Genomic DNA, 22,233 nt, shown 5'->3' with positions numbered 1-22,233 from the left:
AATTATGTTGAAATATGAATATATTTTAGTGCGTTACGGAGAAATGACGACAAAAGGTAAGAACCGTTCTAAGTTTGTAAGCACATTAAAAGATAACGTGAAGTTCAAACTGAAAAAATTCCCAAATATTAAAATCGATGCAACACATGATCGTATGTACATCCAGTTAAATGGTGAAGATCATGAAGCAGTCTCTGAAAGATTGAAGGATGTATTTGGTATTCATAAGTTTAACTTAGCGATGAAAGTACCATCAGAATTAGAAGACATTAAAGAAGGTGCATTAGCAGCTTTCTTACAAGTAAAAGGTGATGTGAAAACATTTAAAATTACTGTACACCGTTCTTATAAGCATTTCCCAATGAGAACGATGGAATTATTACCTGAGATTGGCGGACACATTCTAGAAAATACAGAAGATATTACAGTAGATGTTCATAATCCAGATGTAAATGTACGCGTAGAGATCCGCAGTGGCTATAGCTATATCATGTGCGATGAGCGTATGGGAGCTGGCGGTTTACCAGTTGGCGTTGGCGGAAAAGTAATGGTACTTCTTTCTGGTGGTATTGATAGCCCAGTAGCAGCTTACTTAACGATGAAACGCGGCGTATCTGTGGAAGCAGTTCACTTCCATAGTCCACCTTTCACAAGTGAGCGTGCAAAACAAAAAGTAATCGATTTAGCACAAGAGTTAACGAAGTATTGTAAACGAGTAACGCTTCACCTTGTTCCGTTTGCAGAAGTGCAAAAAACGATTAATAAAGAAATCCCATCTAGCTATTCAATGACGGTTATGCGCCGTATGATGATGCGTATTACAGAACGCATTGCTGAGGAGCGTAACGCACTTGCAATTACGACTGGTGAAAGTCTTGGACAAGTAGCAAGCCAAACGTTAGATAGTATGCATACGATTAACGAAGTAACAAACTACCCAGTTATTCGTCCGCTTATTACGATGGATAAATTAGAGATTATTAAAATCGCTGAAGAAATCGGCACGTATGATATTTCAATTCGTCCATATGAAGATTGCTGTACTGTATTCACACCAGCAAGCCCAGCGACGAAGCCGAAACGTGAAAAAGCAAATCGTTTTGAAGCGAAATACGATTTCACACCATTAATCGATGAAGCTGTAGCGAACAAAGAAACAATGGTATTACAAACGGTAGAAGTAGTGGCGGAAGAAGAAAAATTTGAAGAACTTTTCTAAAACCATAAATTACCATATCTAAAACGTGTATGAAGTCATGTTATTTATCACACTCTATACTCACAAGGAGGTGATATAACATGTCACGTAGCACAAATAAATTAGCGGTTCCTGGTGCTGAATCAGCATTAGACCAAATGAAATACGAAATCGCTCAAGAGTTTGGTGTTCAACTTGGAGCTGATGCAACAGCTCGCGCTAACGGTTCTGTTGGTGGTGAAATCACTAAACGTCTAGTTTCACTAGCTGAGCAACAATTAGGCGGTTACCAAAAATAATCCCATATGATGGCTTAGAAAGAGCGGGTTCTCCCGCTCTTTCTTTTTTTGTGTTGTGTCGCTATTTGTCGGTAAGTCGATGTAATTTCGTTTACTAATTCGACAGAACTGAAAAATTTGTCAAAAGAAGAGGGTTCAAAATTAACTGAAAATTCTTTATTATATAAAGGAGGCATAAAGAAAAGGGAGGATATTTTATGAAGCGAGAAGAATTGTTGGCGCCACCGTCTTATAATTTAGTTTCTGAAATAGAGAAATATACAGGTGATAAAGGGAAGTTAGCTTTAATTTGGCAAGATGATAAAGGGAATCGAAGGGAAGTTACATACGCTGAATTAATGCAAGGTGCGAATAAAATTGGAAACGCTTTTATAAAAAGTGGTTTGCAAAAAGGGGACAAGCTTCTCATTATGATGCCGCGTTTAATTGAAGCGTACATGACGTATATTGCTGCTATTAAAGCAGGATTTGTCGTAATTCCAAGCTCGGAAATGTTACGTAAAAAAGATATAGAATATCGAATTGGACATGGAGAAGTAAAAGCGATAGTAAGCTATGAGCCGTATATTAGGCAGTTTGATGATATAGAAGCGATGGAATCTCTTCGAAAATTTGTCCTGAGCGAGCAGTCAGTAGATGGATGGATTAATTTAAAAACAGCGTTAGAAACAGAGAGTGACATGTTAGAAATGGCGAAGACAGATAAAGAAGATATGGTCTTTTTATCTTACACGTCAGGAACGACAGGAAATCCAAAAGGTGTCGTTCATACACATGCGTGGGCATACGCTCATTTACGTACGAGCGCTCCAAATTGGCTCGGAATTGAAGAGAATGATATTGTATGGGCAACAGCTAGTCCAGGCTGGCAAAAGTGGATTTGGAGCCCGTTTTTAGCAACTTTAGGATCAGGGGCAACAGGGTTTGTATATCACGGTAAGTTTGAACCGAAAACGTACCTAAACTTATTAGACGATAATAAGGTGAATGTACTTTGTTGTACACCGACTGAGTATAGATTAATGGCAAAGGTAGAAGATTTAAGCCAGTACAATTTAGAGGCACTACATAGCGCTGTATCGGCAGGTGAGCCGTTAAATAGAGAAGTCATTGAAACGTTCAAAAAGCACTTTCATATTACAGTGAGAGACGGCTATGGGCAAACGGAAAACACATTACTTGTTGGTGTAATGAAAGGGATGGATATTAGACCAGGATCAATGGGGAAACCAACGCCAGGTAACCATGTCGATATCGTAAATGAGGAAGGTACTCCAGTTAAAGTAGGCGAAGTTGGTGATATTGCAGTTCACATTGAAACGCCGGCCCTCTTTAAACAATATTACAAAGACGATGAGCGTACAGCGATGCAATTTCGCGGTGATTATTATATTACAGGTGATAAAGCGAAGAAAGATGAAGACGGCTACTTCTGGTTTGAAGGGCGCGGCGATGATATCATTATTAGCTCTGGTTATACAATCGGGCCGTTTGAAGTAGAGGATGCACTTGTAAAACATCCTTACGTAAGAGAATGTGCAGTTGTCGCAAGTCCTGATGAAATTCGTGGAAGTGTCGTGAAGGCATTTATCGTATTAAGAGAGAATATAGAAAAGAACGAAGAAATATTAATTCCAACACTCCAACAACACGTCAAAGAACTCACTGCACCATATAAATACCCTCGCAAAATTGAATTTGTAGATGAACTACCAAAAACGATTTCTGGAAAAATTCGCCGTATTGAACTTAGAAAACAAGAGATGGAGATTCCGTCAAAATAATTTTGAAAACAGTGAAGTAAATAGTTGAATGAAATGTAAATCAATGATAAAATAAAAACGAACACAAGTTCGATTTTATAAATTTAAAAAAGAGGTGTCCGTATGATTTTAGGTATTAATCCGTACTTAGTTTTAGATGGTAGTGGGCAAGAAGCTGTACAGTTTTATAAAGAGGCTTTAGATGCAAAAGTAGAAGTCATGCAAACTTTTGGTGACATGCCTGAAAATCCAGAATACCCGATTCCAGCTGAAGCGAAAGAGCGCGTTTTACACGCTACTTTAAAAGTTGGTAATACGGATCTTATGATTTCTGATACATTCCCAGGTCAAGGGCATGCAATCGGATCTCAAGTAACAATCGCAATTCAAATTAGTAATGCAGAAAAAGCAAAAGAAGTATTCGATAAGTTACAAGAAGGTGGAGAAGTTATCATGCCACTTCAAGAAACATTCTGGAGCCCAGCATACGGACAAGTAAAAGATAAATTTAATATTGAATGGCAAGTTACAACATCTACTACCGAACAAAAGTAATTTTTAGAAAAGCACCATGTTTTGAAATGGTGCTTTTTTTTATACAATAAAAAATAAAGGAGATGGGATATATGGGAGAAATTTGGTATGGCGGCACCATTTACACAGTGAGAGAAGAAAATGAAAAAGTGGACGCTGTTTACGTTGAAAACGGTACGATCGTTGATGTTGGAAGTAAAGAAGAGTTAGAAAACCAATATGCCGCGGTTACATTGTACGATTTAAAAGGCAAAACAATGATCCCAGGTCTCGTTGATAGTCATATGCATCTTATTGGGCATGGAGAGAGATTACTCCGTCTAGATTTATCAAATTGTACATCTTATGGCGAAGTGCTTACTCTTGTTCAGAAGCGAGTGGAAGAAGCTCCAAAGGGCTCTTGGATTATTGGAGAAGGATGGAATGAAAATAACTTTACAGATACGAAAGATGTTCATGCGCGTGATTTAGATGAAATTTCGAAAGAACATCCCATTTTATTAAAGCGAGTTTGTCGTCACGTTACATGGGTAAATTCATACATACTGCAAGAAGCGAATATAACAGAAAAGGCAGAAGATCCAAAAGGCGGGAAAATTGGTAGAGATTCATCAAATAAGTTAACAGGGCTTTTATATGAACAAGGGCAAGAATTAATTACACATGTTCAGCCAGAAATTGATGAAGCTTATTTACAAAGAGCTCTGCAAACAGCGATTAAAGATTGCTGGAAATACGGACTTGTTGGCGGGCATACGGAAGATTTAAATTATTATGGTGGTTTTAGAAAAACATATAATGCGTTTTCTCACGTTATAAAAGAAATGCCATTTAAAGCCCATTTGCTCGTTCACCATGAAGTAGCACATGAACGAAAAGAATATGAAAATGAACATTGTATTGAATTTGGAGCAATGAAAATTTTCTCTGACGGTTCTTTTGGCGGAAGAACAGCATTATTAAGTGAACCGTATGAAGATGCGAAGGAAACAAATGGAGTTGCGATTTTCTCACGTGAAGAACTTGCGGAATTAGTAAAGAAAGCACGAGATTTACATATGCCAGTTGCGATTCATACTATCGGTGACTTATCGCTTGAATATGTCATTGATGCACTCGAATTATATCCACCAGCAGAAGGGTTACGTGACCGTATTATTCATTGTCAGCTTGCTCGTGAAGAGTTGATAGAAAGAATGAAAAACTTGCAAGCCATTATCGATATACAGCCAGTCTTTCTTTCATCAGATTTTCCGTCAGTCATTGAAAAACTAGGCGAGCACCGTCTTCGTTATGCGTACGCTTGGAAGACGTTACTGGAAGCAGGATTACACTGCAACGGTGGCTCAGATGCTCCCATTGAACAAGTGAATCCGTTTTTAGGCATATATAGCGCTGTTACACGTAGAAGTTTTATTGACGGTATATGCTATATGCCTGAGGAAAGATTAACGGTTTATGAGGCTGTTTCTTTATTTACAACAGGAAGTGCCTATGCAATCGGAAAAGAAGCGAAGCGAGGGCAAATTGCAAAAGGATATGAAGCAGATTTTACAATATTAGACCGCAATATTTTTGAAATTGAGGCAGAAGAAATAAAAGAAGTACAAGCAGAAATGACCGTAATAGATGGCCAAGTTGTCTATAGAAAAGATGCGTAAAAATATATGAGCGGTTTTCGGAATATATCGACTTACCGACAAAAACTGACAAGAATAACGGCCGGATAGTAAGAGATTATTGTTCGCGCCAATCGGGGGAAATAAATAACCGCAGAATTATGGAATTCCATAATTCTGCGGTTATTTTAATCTTATAAAAACGTTCTCTGTACTTTTTCCCAGAAAGAGTTGTTTTTTAATTTAACTGTTTTAATTTGTTTATCGCTTAAGCGTACAACAGCTTTTTCCACTTGTTTAATGCTAAGCGCTTCGTTATCCATGCCGATAACAGGATAATCGTTACCGTCTGGTCTTAGTTTTAAAGTTAATGTACGTTCGTGATTTAAAATGAAAGGTGAACCGAGCGTACGGTAAGTGTTGTTGTTTAAAGATGCTAGTTCGCTTACTTGGAAACATGGGATAAGCGGGTCAACAACTGCACCATGCAATGATTTATTGTAAGCAGTACTTCCTGTTGGGGTAGAAACTACTAAACCGTCCCCTCTAAATGTTTCGAAATATAAATCATCAACATGAACATCTACAACGAATGTTTTAATAATGCTAGAACGTAATGAGAACTCATTTAAACAATGGAAAGATGTACTGCCATCTACATCTACCTGAATTGTTGGATATTTTCGCACTTCAATTTCATTTTTTGTAATTTCTTGAAGGGCTGTATCAACGTGATCAATATGGAAATCGCAGTAGAAAGAAATTTCATCTTTCGTAGAAATCCCTGCGTATAAGCAATCTTCTCTAAAACCAGTTTTACGAACGGCTTGTAAGAAGGTTGCATCATCTCCAACACTGACGATAGCGTTTGCATTTTTTGGATGATCTAATATGGTAAATCCATTCTCTTCTAAAATACGATAGATTGGTTTCATTTTTTCAACGAGCGTTGCTTTGTCATCACCATAAAAGAAAAATAAATTGCGACGATCTGCCATTATGTATCCCTCCACTGCAGTTAAATTTTCTGTTTTTCGTGCTACATATCATTAGAGTCCGTTCCCTGATGATATGTTCAAATAATATATTTCGATATAAATTGTCAAAATACCTTTTTATTTTTAGAAAAATTTTTATATTCAATCTTATAAAACTCTGTTTAACGATGAATAAACTTGTCGATAATGGGTACGGAGTGAAAGGATGATACGTATGAAGTGGCTCGTAATTGGAATAATAATTCTTCTTCTTTTTATTTTGTTTATACTATTGTCGAAAATAAAGCTTAAGGTGACATTTTTATATTCAGAAATGGAAAAGCAATGTTTGCTTCAAGTGAAAATATGGATGATTCGATATACATTTGATGTGTTGGAAAGAATTGAAAAACAGCAGAAAAAGACAGGACAGAAAATCGAAAAAGCTGAAGAGGACGGCGGACTCGATAATAAAATTATGGCGCAACTTGACAGCATTGGTGAACTGATAAAAAAGCTTCAAGAAGTTCATACTATTGTTAAAGATTTTCTCAAACGAGTGAAAATCAATGGTTGGAAATGGCATACACAAATTGGAGCAGGCGATGCAGCTAGTACTGGAATTGTCACTGGATATGCATGGGGGACAAAAGGTATGGCTGCTGGAGTTGTCGGACAATATATGCATATTGTCGACGTACCAGAATTTGAAATTACCCCAGTTTTTCAAGGGAAAGGATTTGCATCAAGATGCGAGTTAACAGCATCTTTTCGTATATTCCGCGCTATAAAAACTGGCGTCAAATTACTCGTATTTATGAGAAGACAAAGATCTGGTATGACAGAAAAATCTGTTCAAGCATAGGGGGGATATAGAATGGACCATCCAATTCAAGGTTTAATGACAACAGCAATGCAGCATTTAAAACAAATGACTGATGTAAATACAATTGTTGGTGACCCAATTAAAGCGGCAGATGGAAGCGTAATTCTTACAGTTTCGAAAGTAAGTTTCGGATTTGCTGCTGGTGGAAGTGAATTTGGTAAAGTAGAACATTCAGGCCGTCATCCATTTGGCGGGGGAAGTGGTGGAGGAGTTTCTATTAATCCTGTTGCCTTTCTTGTTATAAATGGAGATGGTGTGAAAGTATTGCACTTAGATAAACAAACACACGTCATCGATAAGATAATTGAATTAGCGCCACAAGCTGTTGATAAAGTGAAAGAAATGATGGATAAACGAAAAGAAGATGATCCTGAATTTCAAATTTAACGAATAAAGAAGCTAATCAATAGGTTAGCTTCTTTAATTTTTTTGTAAATAAAGCGATTTTATTTGCATTATCGATAGGGACAAACTATCATTTACATTGTACATATTTTGTTTAAATAAGGGAGGATTTTCAAGTGGCAAACGTAACTTTTAAAGGTAATCCAATGACTTTAGTTGGAACAGAAGTTAAAGTTGGCGATCAAGCGCCAAACTTCCAAGTATTAGCAAACGACTTATCTCCAGTAAGTTTAGAAACATACAAAGGTGAAGTGAAATTAATTAGTGTTGTACCTTCAATCGACACGGGTGTGTGTGATGCACAAACTCGTCGTTTTAACCAAGATGCAGCAGGTATTGAAAACGCGAAAGTATTAACAATTAGCGCTGATTTACCATTCGCTCAAAAACGCTGGTGTGCAGCAAACGGTTTAGAAAATGTTGTAACACTTTCTGACCACCGCGACCTTTCATTCGGTGAAGCTTACGGCTTAGTAATGAAAGAGCTTCGTTTACTTGCTCGTGCAGTATTCGTAGTAGATAGCAATGACAAAGTAGTTTACGCAGAATACGTAAGCGAAGGTACAAGCCATCCAAACTATGAAGCAGCATTAGAAGCAGCTAAATCTGCGAAGTAATGTGAAGAGAATGACCTCTTATAAAGAGGTCGTTTTTTCTCATATATTGCTCTGTAACAGCATCGATATATGAGAAAAAACGTTATATCATATATAACTAAAGGGGAGCTCTTTACAGGAGGTCGCTTTTTCTTTTTGGAAAAAATCACTTTGTGGTATGATATAAGTTATGTGTAAAAGAGAGAAGGAGGAATGTACGTGAGTCAGACAGTAGAAACATTATTTTCTATTTTTGATTCTTCTGCGGTAGTTTTACGTAAAGAATTAGATGTAACATATTTAGAGGCGCTTGTAGAAACAGGTGATAACTTGTTTGAGGGAGCGATTTTACAAGAGGAATTATCCGAATCAGCAATTGAAAGGCTGAATCGTGAATATAGTACGTTTAATGAAGAAACATATAAAGGTGAAGAAATTCGTAAAGCATTTCAGTTAGCCATCTTAAAAGGAATGAAAGAAGGCGTACAAGCGAATCATGAAATGACGCCTGATGCAGTTGGAATGTTCATGAGTTACTTATTCCATAAATTTATGCAAGGTCAAAACGAGATCACAGTTTTAGATCCTGCAATTGGAACAGGTAATTTAATGACTACAGTGTTTAATAGCGCCAAAGAAGGACTAACAATGAGTGGATTTGGTGTAGAAGTGGATGAAGTGCTAATTAAACTTGCTTTAGTAAATGCAAATTTACAAAAGCATGCAATCGAATTCTTCCATCAAGATGGACTAGCACCACTTTATATCGATCCAGTTGATGCAGTCGTTTCAGACTTACCGGTTGGTTATTATCCAAACGAAATCGGTGCAAGTGAATATAAATTAAAAGCAGATGAAGGAATGTCGTATGCCCATCACTTATTTATTGAACAAAGTGTGAAACATACGAAAGAGGGCGGTTACTTATTCTTCTTAGTACCAAACTTCATTTTTGAAAGTGACCAAGCACCGAAATTACATGCATTTATTAAAGAAACATGCTTTATTCAAGGGTTATTACAGCTTCCTGTTTCCATGTTTAAAAACGAGAAAAATGCAAAAAGTATATTTGTTCTCCAAAAGAAAGGCGCTAATGTAACAATGCCAAAACAGGCGTTATTAGTGGAGTTGCCTAAATTCTCTAACATGAAGGCGATGGAAGACATTATGGATCAATTAAATACTTGGTTTGCAACACATAAATAAAGCTAGGTATATGTAACAGCATTAGTGATTTATGTAGTACAGTTTTATATAATATGTCATATTTTTAAATATATACAAGATTTAACTGAATTTTTTTGAAATCTGTAATATATATTTTTTCTTGGTGTTACAATTTTTTCACTTGAAATATATGTCGTACGATGTTTAAATTAAAATCGTGAGTATAAAATTTGCTAATGATGAAACGTTTTCATATTTGGTGAATTTGATCAGATAAAATCGAGCGGTTTGTGGAAACATCCACACAACTACCAAGAGAAAAAGGGGCGAAAGACTAGATGTCAAAAATCATCGCGATTAACGCAGGAAGCTCTTCCTTAAAATTCCAATTATTTGAAATGCCAAGTGAAACAGTATTAACAAAAGGTTTAGTAGAACGTATCGGTTTAGAAGATAGTATCTTCACTATTACTGTAGATGGCGAAAAACAAAAAGAAATTACAAACATTCCAGATCACGCAGTAGCAGTTAATATGCTTCTTAAAAAGTTAACTGAAAACGGAATCGTTAAATCTCTAGATGAGATTGGCGGTATCGGTCACCGTGTCGTTCACGGCGGCGAAAAATTTGCTGACTCTGTTTTAATTACTGATGAAGTATTAGCTGATATCGAAGAATTAAGCGATTTAGCACCACTTCATAACCCAGCAAACGTTGTTGGTATTAAAGCATTCCAAGAAGTATTACCAAACGTACCAGCAGTAGCAGTATTCGATACAGCATTCCACCAAACAATGCCGGAATCTGCATTCCTATACAGCTTACCATATGAGTACTATGAAAAATTCGGCATCCGTAAATACGGTTTCCACGGAACTTCTCATAAATATGTAACTGAGCGTGCGGCTGAATTATTAGGTCGTCCAATTGAAAGCTTAAGCTTACTTTCTTGTCACTTAGGTAACGGTGCAAGTATCGCAGCAGTAGAAGGCGGTAAATCTATCGATACTTCTATGGGCTTCACTCCACTTGCTGGTGTAACAATGGGTACACGTTCTGGTAACCTTGACCCTGCGTTAATTCCATACATCATGGAAAAAACAGGCCAAACAGTAGAAGAAGTAGTTAACGTATTAAACAAGAAGAGTGGTATGTTAGGTCTTACTGGTTACTCTAGTGACCTACGTGACATCATTGCGAAAGAAGAAGAAGGCGACCACCGTGCGAAAGTAGCACTTGATGTATTCGTAAGCCGTATCCACAAATACATCGGTTCTTACACTGCTCGTATGAAAGGTGTAGACGCAATCATCTTCACAGCTGGTGTAGGTGAAAACAGTGCGATTATTCGTGAGCGCGTATTAGAAGGCCTTGAGTACATGGGCGTATACTTCGATGCAAAACGTAATAACGTATTCGGTGAAGAAGCATTCATCAGCTTCCCACACTCTCCAGTAAAAATTATCGTAATTCCAACTGACGAAGAAGTTATGATTGCTCGTGACGTACTACGTCTTGGAGATATTGGTTAATATATGAAAAGAAAGACGAGATCCTATAGGATTTCGTCTTTTTTCTTTTGGATGTATTTTAAAACTCCATCCGGATATAATATTTTTTCTTTCTGAATGAATGCCGTAATAGGAATCCATTTCGCATACGCTACTGTTTCCTCATCTTGTATATTTAATATTTCCATTTCATATAGTGACGTGTCTAATAAACGCAAAGAATATAGTTGAATAATTTCATGACCAATGTCTCCATCGAGATGAAAGACATTTTCTAAACAACCTAAATAATCGGTGATTTCCACTTCTGTATGAAGCTCTTCCCTAAATTCACGAATAACGGTATGTGCTGATTGTTCACCAAGTTCAATTGAACCACCAAGAGGTCGGTAAAATGTTTCATCGGCTGAATAATATTCTTGTACGAGAAGACGCCCGTGATGTATAGCAATGCCAAAAGCCTTTGCACGTGGATACATATACAATCACTCCTTATTTTTTTGTATAAGGAAGATTATAATATTTTTTGTAGTAAAGGTGTCATGTATTTAAGAATGTGGTCTAATCGTAATTCCATCAAATAAGTCTTTCCAAAATGCTTCATTGTATTGGTATACATCCATAATAGGACATTTCATAACGCAAATACGTTGTAATCCCCAATCTTCTTGGGTGATAGTTGGTATATCGGCAGGAATTAGTAACAGGACAGAGAATGTATGTGTAACGATTTGAGATAAACTTTGTTCTAGGGAACATGCTTCTTCATATGTTCCTCCAGTTCGAATAAATAATATGGATTCTGCCGTTTCAATTGTAGCTAGAAAACGATTAATACGATGTTCATAGTTTAACTTAATTTCTGTATAAGAAGGCCAAGAAGTTGGTGTATTTACATCTGTTTTAAAGTCATGACAGGAGTCAATTTCATAAAGGTTGTCCCTTAATCTTAATTTTGCATCATCATCCCAAAATGAGATGAAGGATAAATTTTCGAAATTTAAAAAGCGGTCAAATCGATTTTGTAATAATACATTCACTTTTTCTAATGAGGGACTTAGCATAAAATCAATAACGCCAAAAAATGGTGATAATTCTAATTGATATAATGCCCAAGCGGGCCAGCAGTTTTGTCCTAAGCTGAATACCGCATTATATTCTTTTTTTATATCGGATAGATTCATGTGATTTATCTCATCCTTTTTGTTAATATTTTATGCCATTCAAAAATGGTATGTGAATAAAGATAGACAAGCATATTTGCAAAGAATAAGCAGAAATATGTTACAATAGAAAAAAATCGAACGAGGTGGTTGTTACGATGCGATCGAAGCGAGAACAAGCCATTTTAGACAATATAAAAGAATGGGAAGCGCAATTAGTTGAGCAAGAAGCGACCGATTTTCAAAAAGTGTTTGATAAATGGTTACATGCTACAGTTGCGAAATTACCTGAGAAAAAGCGAAAAGAATTCTTCACGAAAGCAGATGGATGGCTCTTTCATTTGCATGCATTTATTCAAAGTTCACAAGCACAGTTAGATGCACGTAATCGGATTTTAGGAACATCAAGGTTATTTGATGAATCGATTGAACAGCTTGAAGATTTGAAAGCATTATCTATTGATCAATTAACATACATAGCAGAGCAGCAAACAGCACGTCATCGTCTATATTCATTTGTACAAGGTGGGGCAACAGGTGCTGGAGGTTTATTATTATTAACGGCGGATTTTCCGGTTATGATCGCGTTAAATGTGAAGGCAGTCCAACTTATTGCAACATCATTTGGACATGATGTGAACAAGCCGTATGAAATGATGCTTGCGTTAAAGGTGTTTCATGCGTCATTACTACCAGGAAGACTTCAGCAATATGCATGGTACAATTTATTGCAAGAGCTGGAGCAAGAAGATTCGTTCTTTTACGAAGGAGACGAAGCAGTGCTACAAACAGCTTCTACTGAGGTTGTGTTAAAACAAATTTTGAAGACATTTTCGATTTATGCTCTTCGTCGTAAATTATTCCAAGGTATACCGGTAATTGGAATGGCAATTGGATCTACAGTGAATTATCGTTTAACAAGAAACGTTACTGAATTTGCAAATAGATTTTATCAAGTGCGCCATATAGTCGAGAAAGAAAAAAGAGCATAAAAAAAGCGAGAGGCCGAAGCCTTTCGCTTTTTTAATTTGTTGCATGTTTTTTGGACATTGGAACAGATACTGGCTGCTTTTCTGCTGTTTTTTCTGTTTTTGGATAATAAATTAAATCCAATGTTTTTGCCTGTACGGCAATCGAAAGAATAGTAAAAGCAATTTCTGTCCAATTTAAATAATATAATGAAAGCGCAAGAACAATCGCGTCAAAGACGAAGAAAATTTGCCCAATTGTAAAACGAGTTCGTTTACTTAATACAATTGTTAAAATATCGTCTCCACCGGTTGCACCGCCAAATCGTAATATAAAACCGAGTCCAATACCAGCTAACGCACCGCCAACTACTGCAGCTATAAATAAGTTATTTGATAAATCTACCGTAAATGGAGAATAATTTTCCATAAAGGAATAAAATACTCCGAATGAAATTGAACCTAGGAATGAATAACCAACCATTTTTCTACCTAAAAATGAAGCGCACAGTAAAATAATTGGGATATCCATTAATACAGTTGAAATAGATGGTGAAATATCATAAAAGTTTTGAATGAATAGTGCAATTCCTACAAATCCACCTTCTGTTAAGTGGTTTTGGAAGTGAATGTGATATAGCGCTGCTGCTAAAATAAATGAACCGATTAAAACCATAAAAATTTCTTTAATAATTTGCCGACTTTGGATGTTCCTCATCGTTATTCCTTCTTTCCGTAGTTAGTAGTCCTTTTTGTGTTGTAAACTAACTACGAGCTCACATGTAGCTTTCAGTTAGTTTACGAAAAAACTAACTACGCTATATGTCGCTGAAGAAATAACGAATAATCCTCTCGTCCATCAATTCTCCCTACCTTCGTTTTAGTTTAAGTCTTAAAACGACTAAACAAAACGTGGAGTAGGATTCGTCATTTAGCAATCCTGCTCTTCTTTGTTTTGTTTAGTTAGTAACAATTAAGTCCTAAACAAAACGCTATGTGTAAGAAGAGTCTTTTTTTTGCCAAATTATCCTTCGGGCAATCATAATTTCCCCACTCTCGTATTTTTTTCGCTAGACTAAAGTATCTGAGCTGAAAAATACGCTACGTGTATGATTCGTCAATACGATGCCACATGCTCCTTCGAGCGATCATGATATCAAAATCCCTTCCTTCAAGATTTATACTATTATATCATACTTTTAAAAAATGTATGCGGATGGAAACCGACAATAAACGGAGGGAATCTACAAAAAATGTTATGTTTAAATATTTTTGTAGAAAAGCCTAAGTTATTTCGGAGGATTGGACAGTTTATAACGGTTTGTCCAATAAGTAAGAAAAAAGGGTTTTATTCCGTTGTGTTCTTTTCATCACTTTTATCTTTAAAAAACGCATCCCAACTAATTACACTTAAAAAAGTTAAAGTGATAATAACGAAAGCACGCATAATTTTTAAACCTCCTTTTGTACATAGTATATGAATCATTCGATTCAGAATGTGTCATTTTTTTACAAGTCTTAACTATTATGAGAGTATATTAATATAGATAGATGAAGGGGAGAGTGAAGGTATGCTAAAAGACATGTTCAAAAGAAAAGAATTAATATGCATTTCATGTCAGAAAAAAATTCAATATGAAGAAGAGCTTGTTGCTTTTGTAAAGTTGCCGAAAGAAAGAAGTATATTAGTTGGTCCATTCGATGTATGTTTGGCGAAAACAGCACAAGAAATATATTGTAAATCATGTTATGACAAAAAAAGCATGACCCAAAGTTATTGAGGGGCATGCTTTTTTCATTGGTGTGCTTTCCCCTCAGATACATTTTGAGTGAGTCGATACCAAAGCCAAAGGTCATTAATGATGGAAGCAAGATCGGCAATTTCTGAATTTAGTTTACAAGAAACTTCGAAGTCTTCTTCGTTATTTAAATAATGTTGTTTTGTATTAATATAGTGCTCAAGTTCTTTTATACGATCAGGAATTTTCCCGCGAACTTGTTCCCATTTTAGTAAAATAGCATGTTGCATTTTTTCGGGGATTTCTTCCCAGTCTTCTTGTAAATGTGGAATTTCAATTCCTAGATGTTCATCGTATAAGAAATACTTTTCCATAAGTTCACCCCCGTTTTCCTGCTTATATTGTACATAAAAACAGAAAGAAGTTCGAAGAAATTGTTTGAAAAAATTTGAAAATGACTCTTGATACATTTTGTGAAAGGTGGTAAAGTGTGAATTATTATAAAAGAAAATGAATATTTATTCTTTAGGGGGATGCAAAATGGAGAAGAAAAAAGTTGTATTAGCATATTCCGGAGGTCTTGATACTTCCGTTGCAATTAAATGGTTACAAGAGAAGAATTATGATATTATCGCGCTTTGTTTAGACTTAGGGGAAGGTAAAGACTTAGCATTTGTAAAAGAAAAGGCACTTTCAGTAGGTGCAATTAAATCATATATGATTGATGTTCAAGAAGAATTTGCAAACGAATATGCATTGATGGCGATGCAAGCACACACATTATACGAAGGGAAATACCCTCTTGTCTCTGCATTATCTCGTCCGCTTATTGCGAAGAAATTAGTAGAAATCGCAGAACAAGAAGGCGCAACTGCAGTTGCACACGGATGTACAGGGAAAGGAAATGATCAAGTTCGTTTTGAAGTTTCTATTCAAGCATTAAATCCTTACTTAGAAGTGATTGCACCTGTACGTGAATGGAAGTGGTCACGTGAAGAAGAAATTGCCTATGCAAAAGAAAACGATGTACCAATTCCGATTAATTTAGATAGCCCGTTTTCAATCGATCAAAACTTATGGGGACGCAGCAATGAATGTGGAATTTTAGAAGATCCATGGGCAGCGCCGCCAGAAGATGCATATGAGATGACATTGGCATTAGAAGATACACCGAATAAACCAGAGTTTGTAGAAATCGGATTTGAAGCAGGCGTACCGACTACTTTAAATGGCACTGCATATTCACTTGCAGAATTAATTAAAACGTTAAATGCGCTTGCTGGAAAACACGGCGTTGGACGTATTGATCACGTAGAAAATCGTCTTGTCGGTATTAAATCTCGTGAAGTATACGAATGCCCAGCAGCAATGACGTTAATCACTGCGCATAAAGAGTTGGAAGATTTAACACACGTAAAAGAAGTAGCACATTTTAAACCAGTGATTGAACAGAAAATAACAGAACTTATTTATAATGGTTTATGGTTCTCGCCTTTAAAACAAGCGCTTCATGCATTTTTACAAGAAACGCAAAAGAATGTAACAGGTACAGTGCGTGTGAAATTATTTAAAGGTCATGCGATTGTAGAAGGACGTAAATCTGAATACTCTTTATACGATGAAAAATTAGCAACATATACTGCTCAAGATGAATTTAATCATGATGCAGCAGTTGGATTCATTTCATTATTCGGTTTACCGACGAAAGTATACAGCCAAGTGAATCAAAAGAAGGTGGAAGCGTGAGCAAACTTTGGGGCGGACGTTTTACAGAAGAAGCGGAAGCATGGGTTGAAGAGTTCGGAGCATCCATCTCCTTCGATCAACAATTAGTAAATCAAGATATAAATGGGAGTATGGCACATGTAACGATGCTAGCAAAGCAAGGCATCGTTACGCAAGAAGAAGCAGAGAAAATAAAGATAGGTCTTCAATATTTATTGAAAGAAGCAAAAGAGAATAAGCTACAATTTTCAGTAGAAGCAGAAGATATTCATTTAAACATCGAAAAAATGTTAATTGAACAAATTGGCGAAGTAGGAGGAAAACTTCACACTGGCCGAAGTCGTAATGATCAAGTAGCGACAGATATGCATTTGTATTTAAAAGAAAAGGTAGAACATATTATAAAAGCTACAAAGCAATTGCAAACTGTTCTTGTTCATCAAGCAGAAAATAATATTGAAACCATTATGCCTGGCTATACGCATTTGCAACGTGCTCAGCCGATTTCATTTGCTCATCATATTCTCGCTTACTTTTGGATGTTAGAGCGTGATGTGAATCGTTATGAAGATTCGTTAAAACGTATTAACATTTCGCCATTAGGAGCAGGAGCGTTAGCTGGAACGACATTCCCGATCGACCGAGAGTATAGTGCGGAGCTTCTTGGATTTAATGGAATCTATGAAAATAGTTTAGATGCAGTAAGTGATCGTGATTTCATACTGGAGTTCCTAAGTAACTCCTCTATGCTTATGATGCACTTATCACGCTTTTGCGAAGAACTTATTTTATGGAGTAGCCAAGAGTTTCAATTTATTGAAATGAGCGATCAATATGCAACGGGAAGCAGCATTATGCCGCAAAAGAAAAATCCGGATATGGCGGAACTAATCCGTGGTAAAACAGGCAGAGTATACGGTAATTTATTCAGTTTACTCACAGTAATGAAAGGATTACCGCTCGCTTACAATAAAGACTTACAAGAAGATAAAGAAGGAATGTTTGATACAGTTAAAACAGTAGAAGGCTGCCTTCATATTATGGCGGGCATGCTTGAAACGATGACTGTAAACAAAGAAAAAATGGGGCAAGCTGTGACGCAAGATTTCTCCAACGCAACAGAAATTGCTGACTATTTAGCGAACAAAGGACTACCATTCCGTCAAGCTCATGAAATTGTTGGAAAGTTAGTGCTATATTGCACACAAAAAGGAATTTATTTATTAGATGTCTCTCTTGAAACATATAAAGAAATGAGCTCCTTATTTGAAGAAGATTTGTATGAAGTGCTGTCACCATATGCAGCTGTAAAGCGTCGTAACAGTGCTGGCGGGACTGGGTTTGAACAAATCAAAAACGCTTTGGAGAAGGCGAAGGGGTTAACGAAAGAAGTTATTAAGAGTTGAGTTGGGAAGTACGCTAGTCTATTAAAGTCTGGCGTACTTTATTTTTTACTAGCATTTAAGTTACAATGTAGTAAAAAATAACAATTTAGGGGAAGTCTATGAAAAAAATAGTGTTGATCATTGTACTGTTAATTAGCTTAATTGCAAATGCTAAAGTGTTTCTTTTGGACAAATATATGTATGTTGGTGAAAAAGAAAAGCGAGAAGAAGCGGTTATCGCAACGATGTGGCATTTGCAAGATAAAGGATATAAAGAAAGTGATATTTTATATATAAAACCGGCCTTTTATAGCAAAATGGATTCGTATGGTATGAATGTACAGTTTAAAGATGAACCAAATGAATCATATACATATAGAGTTTTAAAAGATGCGAAAACAAATAAACTAACTGTACACCAAGATAGTAATGAGCCAGGTGGTATGGGCGGGAAGCATCAAGAGCTTAAATAAAGAAAGAAAACGACTGATGGCATTCGCCTGCAGTCGTTTTCTTTTAATTATACTTATGTCGATCTTCCGTAATTCGAATATACTCTATATCCATCAAATCACGAAGTAATGCACCATTACTTAGTTCAACGCCGTGCTTCTCTTTAAAATGAGTGCGAATCGTATCTAGCATTTCAATTTCTTTGCCGTTCACATCTAAAATAATGCGTTCAGAATCATCCATATAGCATCCTCCTTTTTTACACATATATATATTTTGTCCGTCTATTTCTAAAAAATGTATGTTAACGTAATGTTAGGAAATAAGAAAGGGATGGAAAATGAGACGTATTTATTTTATAGGACTAATTTTGTACACATTCATTGTATTACATGTTGCATTCCCAAATATCTTTTCATTTGAGGATTTAGAAACAGTACACGTTGCGATATTTACTTTTGCTCTATTTGTAGTAGATTGTTTTATTTCTATATGGCTTTCGAAAAGAAAAGATATACAAGGCAAAAAAGAAATGGAACGGAAAAAGAGAAAACGTTCCTTTTGGATGATGACATACTGTTTGTCTTTAGTGCTTACTGCTGCTTTTTTTAGTGAACATATTCCATTAGAAAGAGTAAATATTGGATTTGGAGCATTCGTATTCGCATACTATTTTTTTATGCACTTTCTTCCTTATATGAAAGAAAAGCGAGGAGAAGAGGAAAATCCGCTTGTAGAAGAAGCGAAAGAACAAGAGCATAAGAGAATAGAAGGGGATATAAAGAAACTTGGAGAACAAAAGTGGTATTTAAAATCAAAAATCATATACGTTCTTTGCTTTATTACGCCGCCAATTGGTTATTTGTATGTTTTCTTATTTCGTAAAAAAATGATAGAAGGTGCAAAGCAAACGTACTTAACGATCGCGACGATTATGATGGCATTATGGTCTTTGAAGTTTCTTCCGCCTTATGTGTTGGCAATTACCGTTGTTGTCGTAGCGTGTCTTGTGTTTATAGTGAAGTTTATAAAATGAAAAACACCAAGCCTATGTGGACTTGGTGTTTTATCTATAAATTAAAGCTCACCTTGCTCTTCATCACCACGAACAACAAGGACATCGCATTTCGCATAGCGAATAATATGTTCAGAGACGCTACCAATTAGGAAACGCTCAACAGCATTTAAACCAGTCGCACCACACATAATTAAATCTACTTTATGGTTTGGAGCGATTTCTTTTGAAATTTTTGATTTAGGATTACCGAATTCTAATACAGTTTCAATTTTTTCAAGACCAGCTTCAAGCGCAGTTTTTTTGTAGTCTTCTAATAAGTCTTCTGCAAATAGATTTGCACGTTCCGCAATTGCACGGCTATAAGCTTCTACGGCTGAGTATGCTTTTACATCAACGATATGAGCGATTGTTAATGTTGCATTGTTGCGTTTTGCGACTTGAATTGCTTTTTTAAAGGCTTTTTCTGCTTCTTTAGAACCATCCACCGCGATTAAAATATTTGTATATGTATTATTCATAGTAAATTCCTCCCAATCTGTTTTATAACTGTTTACAACTTAATTATAAAACAAATTTTGGTAACGTGCTTGCCAGAAACGTTACAGAATTTTGAAAACTCTGTTTCAATTCATTTTAGTTGTAATTGGAGCGAGAACTTGTTACATATGAAGTATAGCAATTTAAAAGGGGGCAGTTTTGTGAGACATGCGCTCATTACAGCCGGTACGAAAGGTTTAGGAAAGCAAGTAACAGAAAAGTTATTGGCTAAAGGCTATTCAGTAACAGTAACGTACCATAGCGATATCACGGCTATGGAAACGATGAAAGAAACATATAAAGATGTGGAAGAGCGTCTACAATTCGTGCAAGCTGATGTCACGAAAAAGGAAGATTTACATAAAATAGTAGAAGAAGCGATGAGCCGTTTTGGCAAAATTGACTTTTTAATTAATAATGCTGGTCCATATGTATTTGAACGAAAAAAGTTAGTTGATTATGAAGAAGATGAATGGAATGAAATGATTCAGGGAAATTTAACAGCGGTATTTCATTTATTAAAACTTGTCGTTCCGGTCATGAGAAAACAGAACTTTGGCCGTATTATTAATTACGGATTTCAAGGGGCGGATAGTGCACCGGGATGGATTTATCGTTCAGCTTTTGCCGCAGCGAAAGTAGGACTTGTTTCATTAACGAAAACAGTTGCTTATGAAGAAGCGGAGTATGGTATTACTGCGAACATGGTATGTCCTGGTGATATTATAGGCGATATGAAAGAAGCAACTATTCAAGAAGCACGTCAGCTGAAAGAGCATAACACACCGATTGGTAGATCTGGAACAGGTGAAGATATTGCAAGAACCATTTCGTTTTTATGTGAGGACGATTCCGATATGATTACCGGTACAATTATTGAAGTGACTGGTGCAGTGGATGTTATTCATAGACATCGATAGAATAAAATAAGATGAAGTTTCGAATAATTGGACAGTTTATCCATTGTGCTGAGAGGTGCGGATAATACTGTCCTTTAATATAAAATTAAATCTATCGGAAAACTCGTGTTATTTTTTTGTCAAATATTGAGATATTATGTTAAAATATAAGAGCGTAGAAAGCGCTTTAAAAAATGATTCAGGGGTCATTTCATAACTCAAGGGGGAACTAATCATGCGTATCGGTATTCCAACAGAAATTAAGAACAATGAAAACCGTGTGGCAATGACGCCAGCGGGAGCAGTACATTTAGTACAAAATGGTCACGAAGTTTTTGTTCAAAAAGGAGCAGGTTTAGGATCTGGCTTTACAGATGAAGAATACGTACAAGCTGGTGCGAAACTTGTAGAAACTGCTGAAGAAGCATGGAATCAAGATATGGTTATGAAGGTAAAAGAGCCAGTAGCAAGTGAATACGGCTATTTCCGTGAAGGCTTAATCTTATTCACATACTTACACTTAGCTCCAGAACCAGAATTAACGAAAGCATTAATCGATAACAAAGTTGCATCAATCGCATACGAAACAGTACAATTAGACAATCGTTCTTTACCATTACTTGCACCTATGAGTGAAGTGGCTGGTCGTATGTCTGCACAAATCGGTGCACAATTCCTTGAGAAAAACAAAGGCGGTAAAGGTATTTTACTTGCAGGCGTTCCAGGGGTAAAACGCGGCAAAGTAACAATCATCGGCGGTGGTCAAGCTGGTACAAACGCAGCTAAGATTGCAGTAGGTTTAGGTGCAGATGTAACAATCATTGACTTAAGTGCAGAACGTCTTCGTCAATTAGATGATATTTTCGGTAACCAAGTAAAAACATTAATGTCTAATCCATACAACATTGCAGAAGCTGTTAAAGAATCTGACCTTGTTATTGGAGCGGTATTAATTCCGGGTGCAAAAGCGCCAAAACTTGTAACTGAAGAAATGATTCAATCAATGGAACCAGGTTCTGTCGTTGTAGATATCGCGATTGACCAAGGTGGTATTTTCGAAACAACTGATCGTATTACAACTCATGACAACCCAACTTACGAAAAACATGGCGTTGTTCATTATGCAGTTGCTAATATGCCAGGTGCAGTTCCACGTACGTCAACTCTTGCATTAACAAACGTAACAGTACCATATGCAGTACAAATTGCTAACAAGGGCTACAAAGAAGCTTGCTTAGGCAACACTGCATTATTAAAAGGTATTAACACATTAGATGGTTATGTAACATTCGAAGCAGTTGCGGAAGCTCACGGCTTACAATACGCTGATGCAAAAGAGCTTCTTGAAAAAGCTCCTGCTTTATCATAATAGAAATACATTTGAGACCTTC

The 22,233-nt window shown here is 36.3% G+C and carries 25 protein-coding genes; 18 read left to right on the top strand and 7 right to left on the bottom strand.

The window, feature by feature from the left end; genetic code table 11:
* Nucleotides 1-4: 4 nt before the first annotated feature.
* The 5 genes from thiI to DN404_RS11315 all read left to right on the top strand — a co-directional run bounded on the left by thiI (nt 5) and on the right by DN404_RS11315 (nt 5,455).
* Entirely contained in the window at nt 5-1,219 is a 1,215-nt protein-coding gene (gene thiI / locus DN404_RS11335) for a tRNA uracil 4-sulfurtransferase ThiI (protein ID WP_149215077.1), read from the top strand.
* Between the two features lie 80 nt (nt 1,220-1,299).
* The gene (locus DN404_RS11330) at nt 1,300-1,497 is read left to right on the top strand and encodes an alpha/beta-type small acid-soluble spore protein (RefSeq protein ID WP_000091640.1); all 198 of its coding nucleotides are present in this window, start codon (nt 1,300-1,302) and stop codon (nt 1,495-1,497) included.
* A gap of 197 nt (nt 1,498-1,694) precedes the next feature.
* Entirely contained in the window at nt 1,695-3,281 is a 1,587-nt protein-coding gene (mbcS, locus tag DN404_RS11325) for an acyl-CoA synthetase MbcS (protein WP_000817766.1), read from the top strand.
* Nucleotides 3,282-3,383: 102 nt separating this feature from the next.
* The gene (locus tag DN404_RS11320) at nt 3,384-3,815 is read left to right on the top strand and encodes a VOC family protein (RefSeq protein ID WP_000600350.1); all 432 of its coding nucleotides are present in this window, start codon (nt 3,384-3,386) and stop codon (nt 3,813-3,815) included.
* A gap of 71 nt (nt 3,816-3,886) precedes the next feature.
* Complete coding sequence (locus DN404_RS11315; protein ID WP_000504021.1) at nt 3,887-5,455, top strand: amidohydrolase; 1,569 nt, start codon at nt 3,887-3,889, stop codon at nt 5,453-5,455.
* 152 nt (nt 5,456-5,607) lie between these two features.
* On the opposite strand, the gene DN404_RS11310 is transcribed toward DN404_RS11315, so the two are convergent.
* A complete protein-coding gene (locus tag DN404_RS11310; RefSeq protein ID WP_000785177.1) occupies nt 5,608-6,411 on the bottom strand; it encodes an NAD kinase in 804 nt (267 codons plus the stop codon).
* A 205-nt stretch (nt 6,412-6,616) separates the two neighbouring features.
* Between DN404_RS11310 and DN404_RS11305 the strand changes: the two genes are divergently transcribed.
* The 5 genes from DN404_RS11305 (at nt 6,617) to ackA (ending at nt 10,976) form a co-directional block, all read left to right on the top strand.
* Entirely contained in the window at nt 6,617-7,255 is a 639-nt protein-coding gene (locus tag DN404_RS11305; protein ID WP_002164419.1) for a DUF2953 domain-containing protein, read from the top strand.
* Nucleotides 7,256-7,267: 12 nt separating this feature from the next.
* A complete protein-coding gene (gene ytfJ, locus DN404_RS11300) occupies nt 7,268-7,663 on the top strand; it encodes a GerW family sporulation protein (RefSeq protein ID WP_000350003.1) in 396 nt (131 codons plus the stop codon).
* 134 nt (nt 7,664-7,797) lie between these two features.
* Nucleotides 7,798-8,298 (top strand): thiol peroxidase, encoded by a 501-nt coding sequence (gene tpx, locus DN404_RS11295; protein ID WP_000024525.1) that lies wholly within the window; start codon nt 7,798-7,800, stop codon nt 8,296-8,298.
* 198 nt (nt 8,299-8,496) lie between these two features.
* On the top strand, nt 8,497-9,483 hold the full coding sequence (locus tag DN404_RS11290) for a class I SAM-dependent methyltransferase (protein WP_000084367.1): 987 nt from the start codon (nt 8,497-8,499) through the stop codon (nt 9,481-9,483).
* Nucleotides 9,484-9,782: 299 nt separating this feature from the next.
* Complete coding sequence (gene ackA, locus DN404_RS11285; protein WP_000034575.1) at nt 9,783-10,976, top strand: acetate kinase; 1,194 nt, start codon at nt 9,783-9,785, stop codon at nt 10,974-10,976.
* Nucleotides 10,977-10,999: 23 nt separating this feature from the next.
* Here ackA and DN404_RS11280 read toward each other — a convergent pair whose 3' ends face one another.
* Together DN404_RS11280 and DN404_RS11275 are read right to left on the bottom strand one after the other, a co-directional pair.
* Nucleotides 11,000-11,434, bottom strand: coding sequence for an NUDIX hydrolase (locus DN404_RS11280; protein WP_000283473.1), 435 nt, complete (start codon nt 11,432-11,434; stop codon nt 11,000-11,002).
* 69 nt (nt 11,435-11,503) lie between these two features.
* Nucleotides 11,504-12,139, bottom strand: a complete 636-nt coding sequence (locus DN404_RS11275; protein ID WP_001053733.1) for a DUF1796 family putative cysteine peptidase — start codon at nt 12,137-12,139, stop codon at nt 11,504-11,506.
* A gap of 137 nt (nt 12,140-12,276) precedes the next feature.
* Between DN404_RS11275 and DN404_RS11270 the strand changes: the two genes are divergently transcribed.
* Complete coding sequence (locus DN404_RS11270) at nt 12,277-13,110, top strand: EcsC family protein (RefSeq protein ID WP_001256850.1); 834 nt, start codon at nt 12,277-12,279, stop codon at nt 13,108-13,110.
* 31 nt (nt 13,111-13,141) lie between these two features.
* On the opposite strand, the gene DN404_RS11265 is transcribed toward DN404_RS11270, so the two are convergent.
* Nucleotides 13,142-13,804 carry a YitT family protein gene (locus DN404_RS11265; protein WP_001244515.1) on the bottom strand — a complete coding sequence of 221 codons (663 nt, stop codon included), beginning with the start codon at nt 13,802-13,804 and terminating at the stop codon, nt 13,142-13,144.
* An 853-nt stretch (nt 13,805-14,657) separates the two neighbouring features.
* On the opposite strand from DN404_RS11265, the gene DN404_RS11260 reads away from it, so the two are divergent.
* Nucleotides 14,658-14,867, top strand: a complete 210-nt coding sequence (locus DN404_RS11260; RefSeq protein WP_000910274.1) for a hypothetical protein — start codon at nt 14,658-14,660, stop codon at nt 14,865-14,867.
* Nucleotides 14,868-14,881: 14 nt separating this feature from the next.
* Here the strand turns inward: DN404_RS11260 and DN404_RS11255 are convergent, their stop codons facing one another.
* Nucleotides 14,882-15,199: a hypothetical protein gene (locus tag DN404_RS11255; protein ID WP_000417218.1), complete on the bottom strand. Its 318-nt coding sequence runs from the start codon at nt 15,197-15,199 to the stop codon at nt 14,882-14,884.
* Between the two features lie 166 nt (nt 15,200-15,365).
* Here DN404_RS11255 and DN404_RS11250 point away from each other — a divergent pair, with 166 nt between their 5' ends.
* The 3 genes from DN404_RS11250 to DN404_RS11240 all read left to right on the top strand — a co-directional run bounded on the left by DN404_RS11250 (nt 15,366) and on the right by DN404_RS11240 (nt 18,408).
* Nucleotides 15,366-16,571: an argininosuccinate synthase gene (locus tag DN404_RS11250; protein WP_000412315.1), complete on the top strand. Its 1,206-nt coding sequence runs from the start codon at nt 15,366-15,368 to the stop codon at nt 16,569-16,571.
* Nucleotides 16,568-17,956: an argininosuccinate lyase gene (argH, locus tag DN404_RS11245; RefSeq protein WP_000041295.1), complete on the top strand. Its 1,389-nt coding sequence runs from the start codon at nt 16,568-16,570 to the stop codon at nt 17,954-17,956. The genes DN404_RS11250 and argH overlap by 4 nt, the downstream gene beginning before the upstream one ends.
* A gap of 98 nt (nt 17,957-18,054) precedes the next feature.
* Nucleotides 18,055-18,408: a DUF3139 domain-containing protein gene (locus DN404_RS11240; RefSeq protein WP_000725031.1), complete on the top strand. Its 354-nt coding sequence runs from the start codon at nt 18,055-18,057 to the stop codon at nt 18,406-18,408.
* A 43-nt stretch (nt 18,409-18,451) separates the two neighbouring features.
* On the opposite strand, the gene DN404_RS11235 is transcribed toward DN404_RS11240, so the two are convergent.
* Nucleotides 18,452-18,631 (bottom strand): hypothetical protein, encoded by a 180-nt coding sequence (locus DN404_RS11235; RefSeq protein ID WP_000342761.1) that lies wholly within the window; start codon nt 18,629-18,631, stop codon nt 18,452-18,454.
* Nucleotides 18,632-18,728: 97 nt separating this feature from the next.
* On the opposite strand from DN404_RS11235, the gene DN404_RS11230 reads away from it, so the two are divergent.
* A complete protein-coding gene (locus DN404_RS11230; RefSeq protein WP_006926471.1) occupies nt 18,729-19,424 on the top strand; it encodes a hypothetical protein in 696 nt (231 codons plus the stop codon).
* Between the two features lie 41 nt (nt 19,425-19,465).
* Here the strand turns inward: DN404_RS11230 and DN404_RS11225 are convergent, their stop codons facing one another.
* Nucleotides 19,466-19,924: a universal stress protein gene (locus DN404_RS11225; protein ID WP_001066673.1), complete on the bottom strand. Its 459-nt coding sequence runs from the start codon at nt 19,922-19,924 to the stop codon at nt 19,466-19,468.
* Between the two features lie 147 nt (nt 19,925-20,071).
* Between DN404_RS11225 and DN404_RS11220 the strand changes: the two genes are divergently transcribed.
* A complete protein-coding gene (locus DN404_RS11220; protein ID WP_002024902.1) occupies nt 20,072-20,863 on the top strand; it encodes an SDR family oxidoreductase in 792 nt (263 codons plus the stop codon).
* 214 nt (nt 20,864-21,077) lie between these two features.
* Entirely contained in the window at nt 21,078-22,211 is a 1,134-nt protein-coding gene (gene ald / locus DN404_RS11215; RefSeq protein ID WP_001219403.1) for an alanine dehydrogenase, read from the top strand.
* Nucleotides 22,212-22,233 lie beyond the last annotated feature (22 nt).

The organism is Bacillus sp. TE8-1 (assembly GCF_008368855.1).
Lineage (GTDB): Bacteria > Bacillota > Bacilli > Bacillales > Bacillaceae_G > Bacillus_A > Bacillus_A cereus.
The sequence above is the reverse complement of the archived record's forward strand: the minus strand, read 5'-3'. Positions and strand labels throughout refer to the sequence as shown.

Excerpts from the sequence above, each read along its gene's own strand:
- thiI (WP_149215077.1), top strand. The coding sequence starts at position 5 with ATGTTGAAATATGAATATATTTTAGTGCGTTACGGAGAAATGACGACA.
- DN404_RS11330 (WP_000091640.1), top strand. The coding sequence starts at position 1,300 with ATGTCACGTAGCACAAATAAATTAGCGGTTCCTGGTGCTGAATCAGCA.
- mbcS (WP_000817766.1), top strand. The coding sequence starts at position 1,695 with ATGAAGCGAGAAGAATTGTTGGCGCCACCGTCTTATAATTTAGTTTCT.
- DN404_RS11320 (WP_000600350.1), top strand. The coding sequence starts at position 3,384 with ATGATTTTAGGTATTAATCCGTACTTAGTTTTAGATGGTAGTGGGCAA.
- DN404_RS11315 (WP_000504021.1), top strand. The coding sequence starts at position 3,887 with ATGGGAGAAATTTGGTATGGCGGCACCATTTACACAGTGAGAGAAGAA.
- DN404_RS11310 (WP_000785177.1), bottom strand. The coding sequence starts at position 6,411 with ATGGCAGATCGTCGCAATTTATTTTTCTTTTATGGTGATGACAAAGCA.
- DN404_RS11305 (WP_002164419.1), top strand. The coding sequence starts at position 6,617 with ATGATACGTATGAAGTGGCTCGTAATTGGAATAATAATTCTTCTTCTT.
- ytfJ (WP_000350003.1), top strand. The coding sequence starts at position 7,268 with ATGGACCATCCAATTCAAGGTTTAATGACAACAGCAATGCAGCATTTA.
- ackA (WP_000034575.1), top strand. The coding sequence starts at position 9,783 with ATGTCAAAAATCATCGCGATTAACGCAGGAAGCTCTTCCTTAAAATTC.
- DN404_RS11280 (WP_000283473.1), bottom strand. The coding sequence starts at position 11,434 with ATGTATCCACGTGCAAAGGCTTTTGGCATTGCTATACATCACGGGCGT.
- DN404_RS11275 (WP_001053733.1), bottom strand. The coding sequence starts at position 12,139 with ATGAATCTATCCGATATAAAAAAAGAATATAATGCGGTATTCAGCTTA.
- DN404_RS11270 (WP_001256850.1), top strand. The coding sequence starts at position 12,277 with ATGCGATCGAAGCGAGAACAAGCCATTTTAGACAATATAAAAGAATGG.
- DN404_RS11265 (WP_001244515.1), bottom strand. The coding sequence starts at position 13,804 with ATGAGGAACATCCAAAGTCGGCAAATTATTAAAGAAATTTTTATGGTT.
- DN404_RS11260 (WP_000910274.1), top strand. The coding sequence starts at position 14,658 with ATGCTAAAAGACATGTTCAAAAGAAAAGAATTAATATGCATTTCATGT.
- DN404_RS11255 (WP_000417218.1), bottom strand. The coding sequence starts at position 15,199 with ATGGAAAAGTATTTCTTATACGATGAACATCTAGGAATTGAAATTCCA.
- DN404_RS11250 (WP_000412315.1), top strand. The coding sequence starts at position 15,366 with ATGGAGAAGAAAAAAGTTGTATTAGCATATTCCGGAGGTCTTGATACT.
- DN404_RS11240 (WP_000725031.1), top strand. The coding sequence starts at position 18,055 with ATGAAAAAAATAGTGTTGATCATTGTACTGTTAATTAGCTTAATTGCA.
- DN404_RS11235 (WP_000342761.1), bottom strand. The coding sequence starts at position 18,631 with ATGGATGATTCTGAACGCATTATTTTAGATGTGAACGGCAAAGAAATT.
- DN404_RS11230 (WP_006926471.1), top strand. The coding sequence starts at position 18,729 with ATGAGACGTATTTATTTTATAGGACTAATTTTGTACACATTCATTGTA.
- DN404_RS11225 (WP_001066673.1), bottom strand. The coding sequence starts at position 19,924 with ATGAATAATACATATACAAATATTTTAATCGCGGTGGATGGTTCTAAA.
- DN404_RS11220 (WP_002024902.1), top strand. The coding sequence starts at position 20,072 with ATGAAGTATAGCAATTTAAAAGGGGGCAGTTTTGTGAGACATGCGCTC.
- ald (WP_001219403.1), top strand. The coding sequence starts at position 21,078 with ATGCGTATCGGTATTCCAACAGAAATTAAGAACAATGAAAACCGTGTG.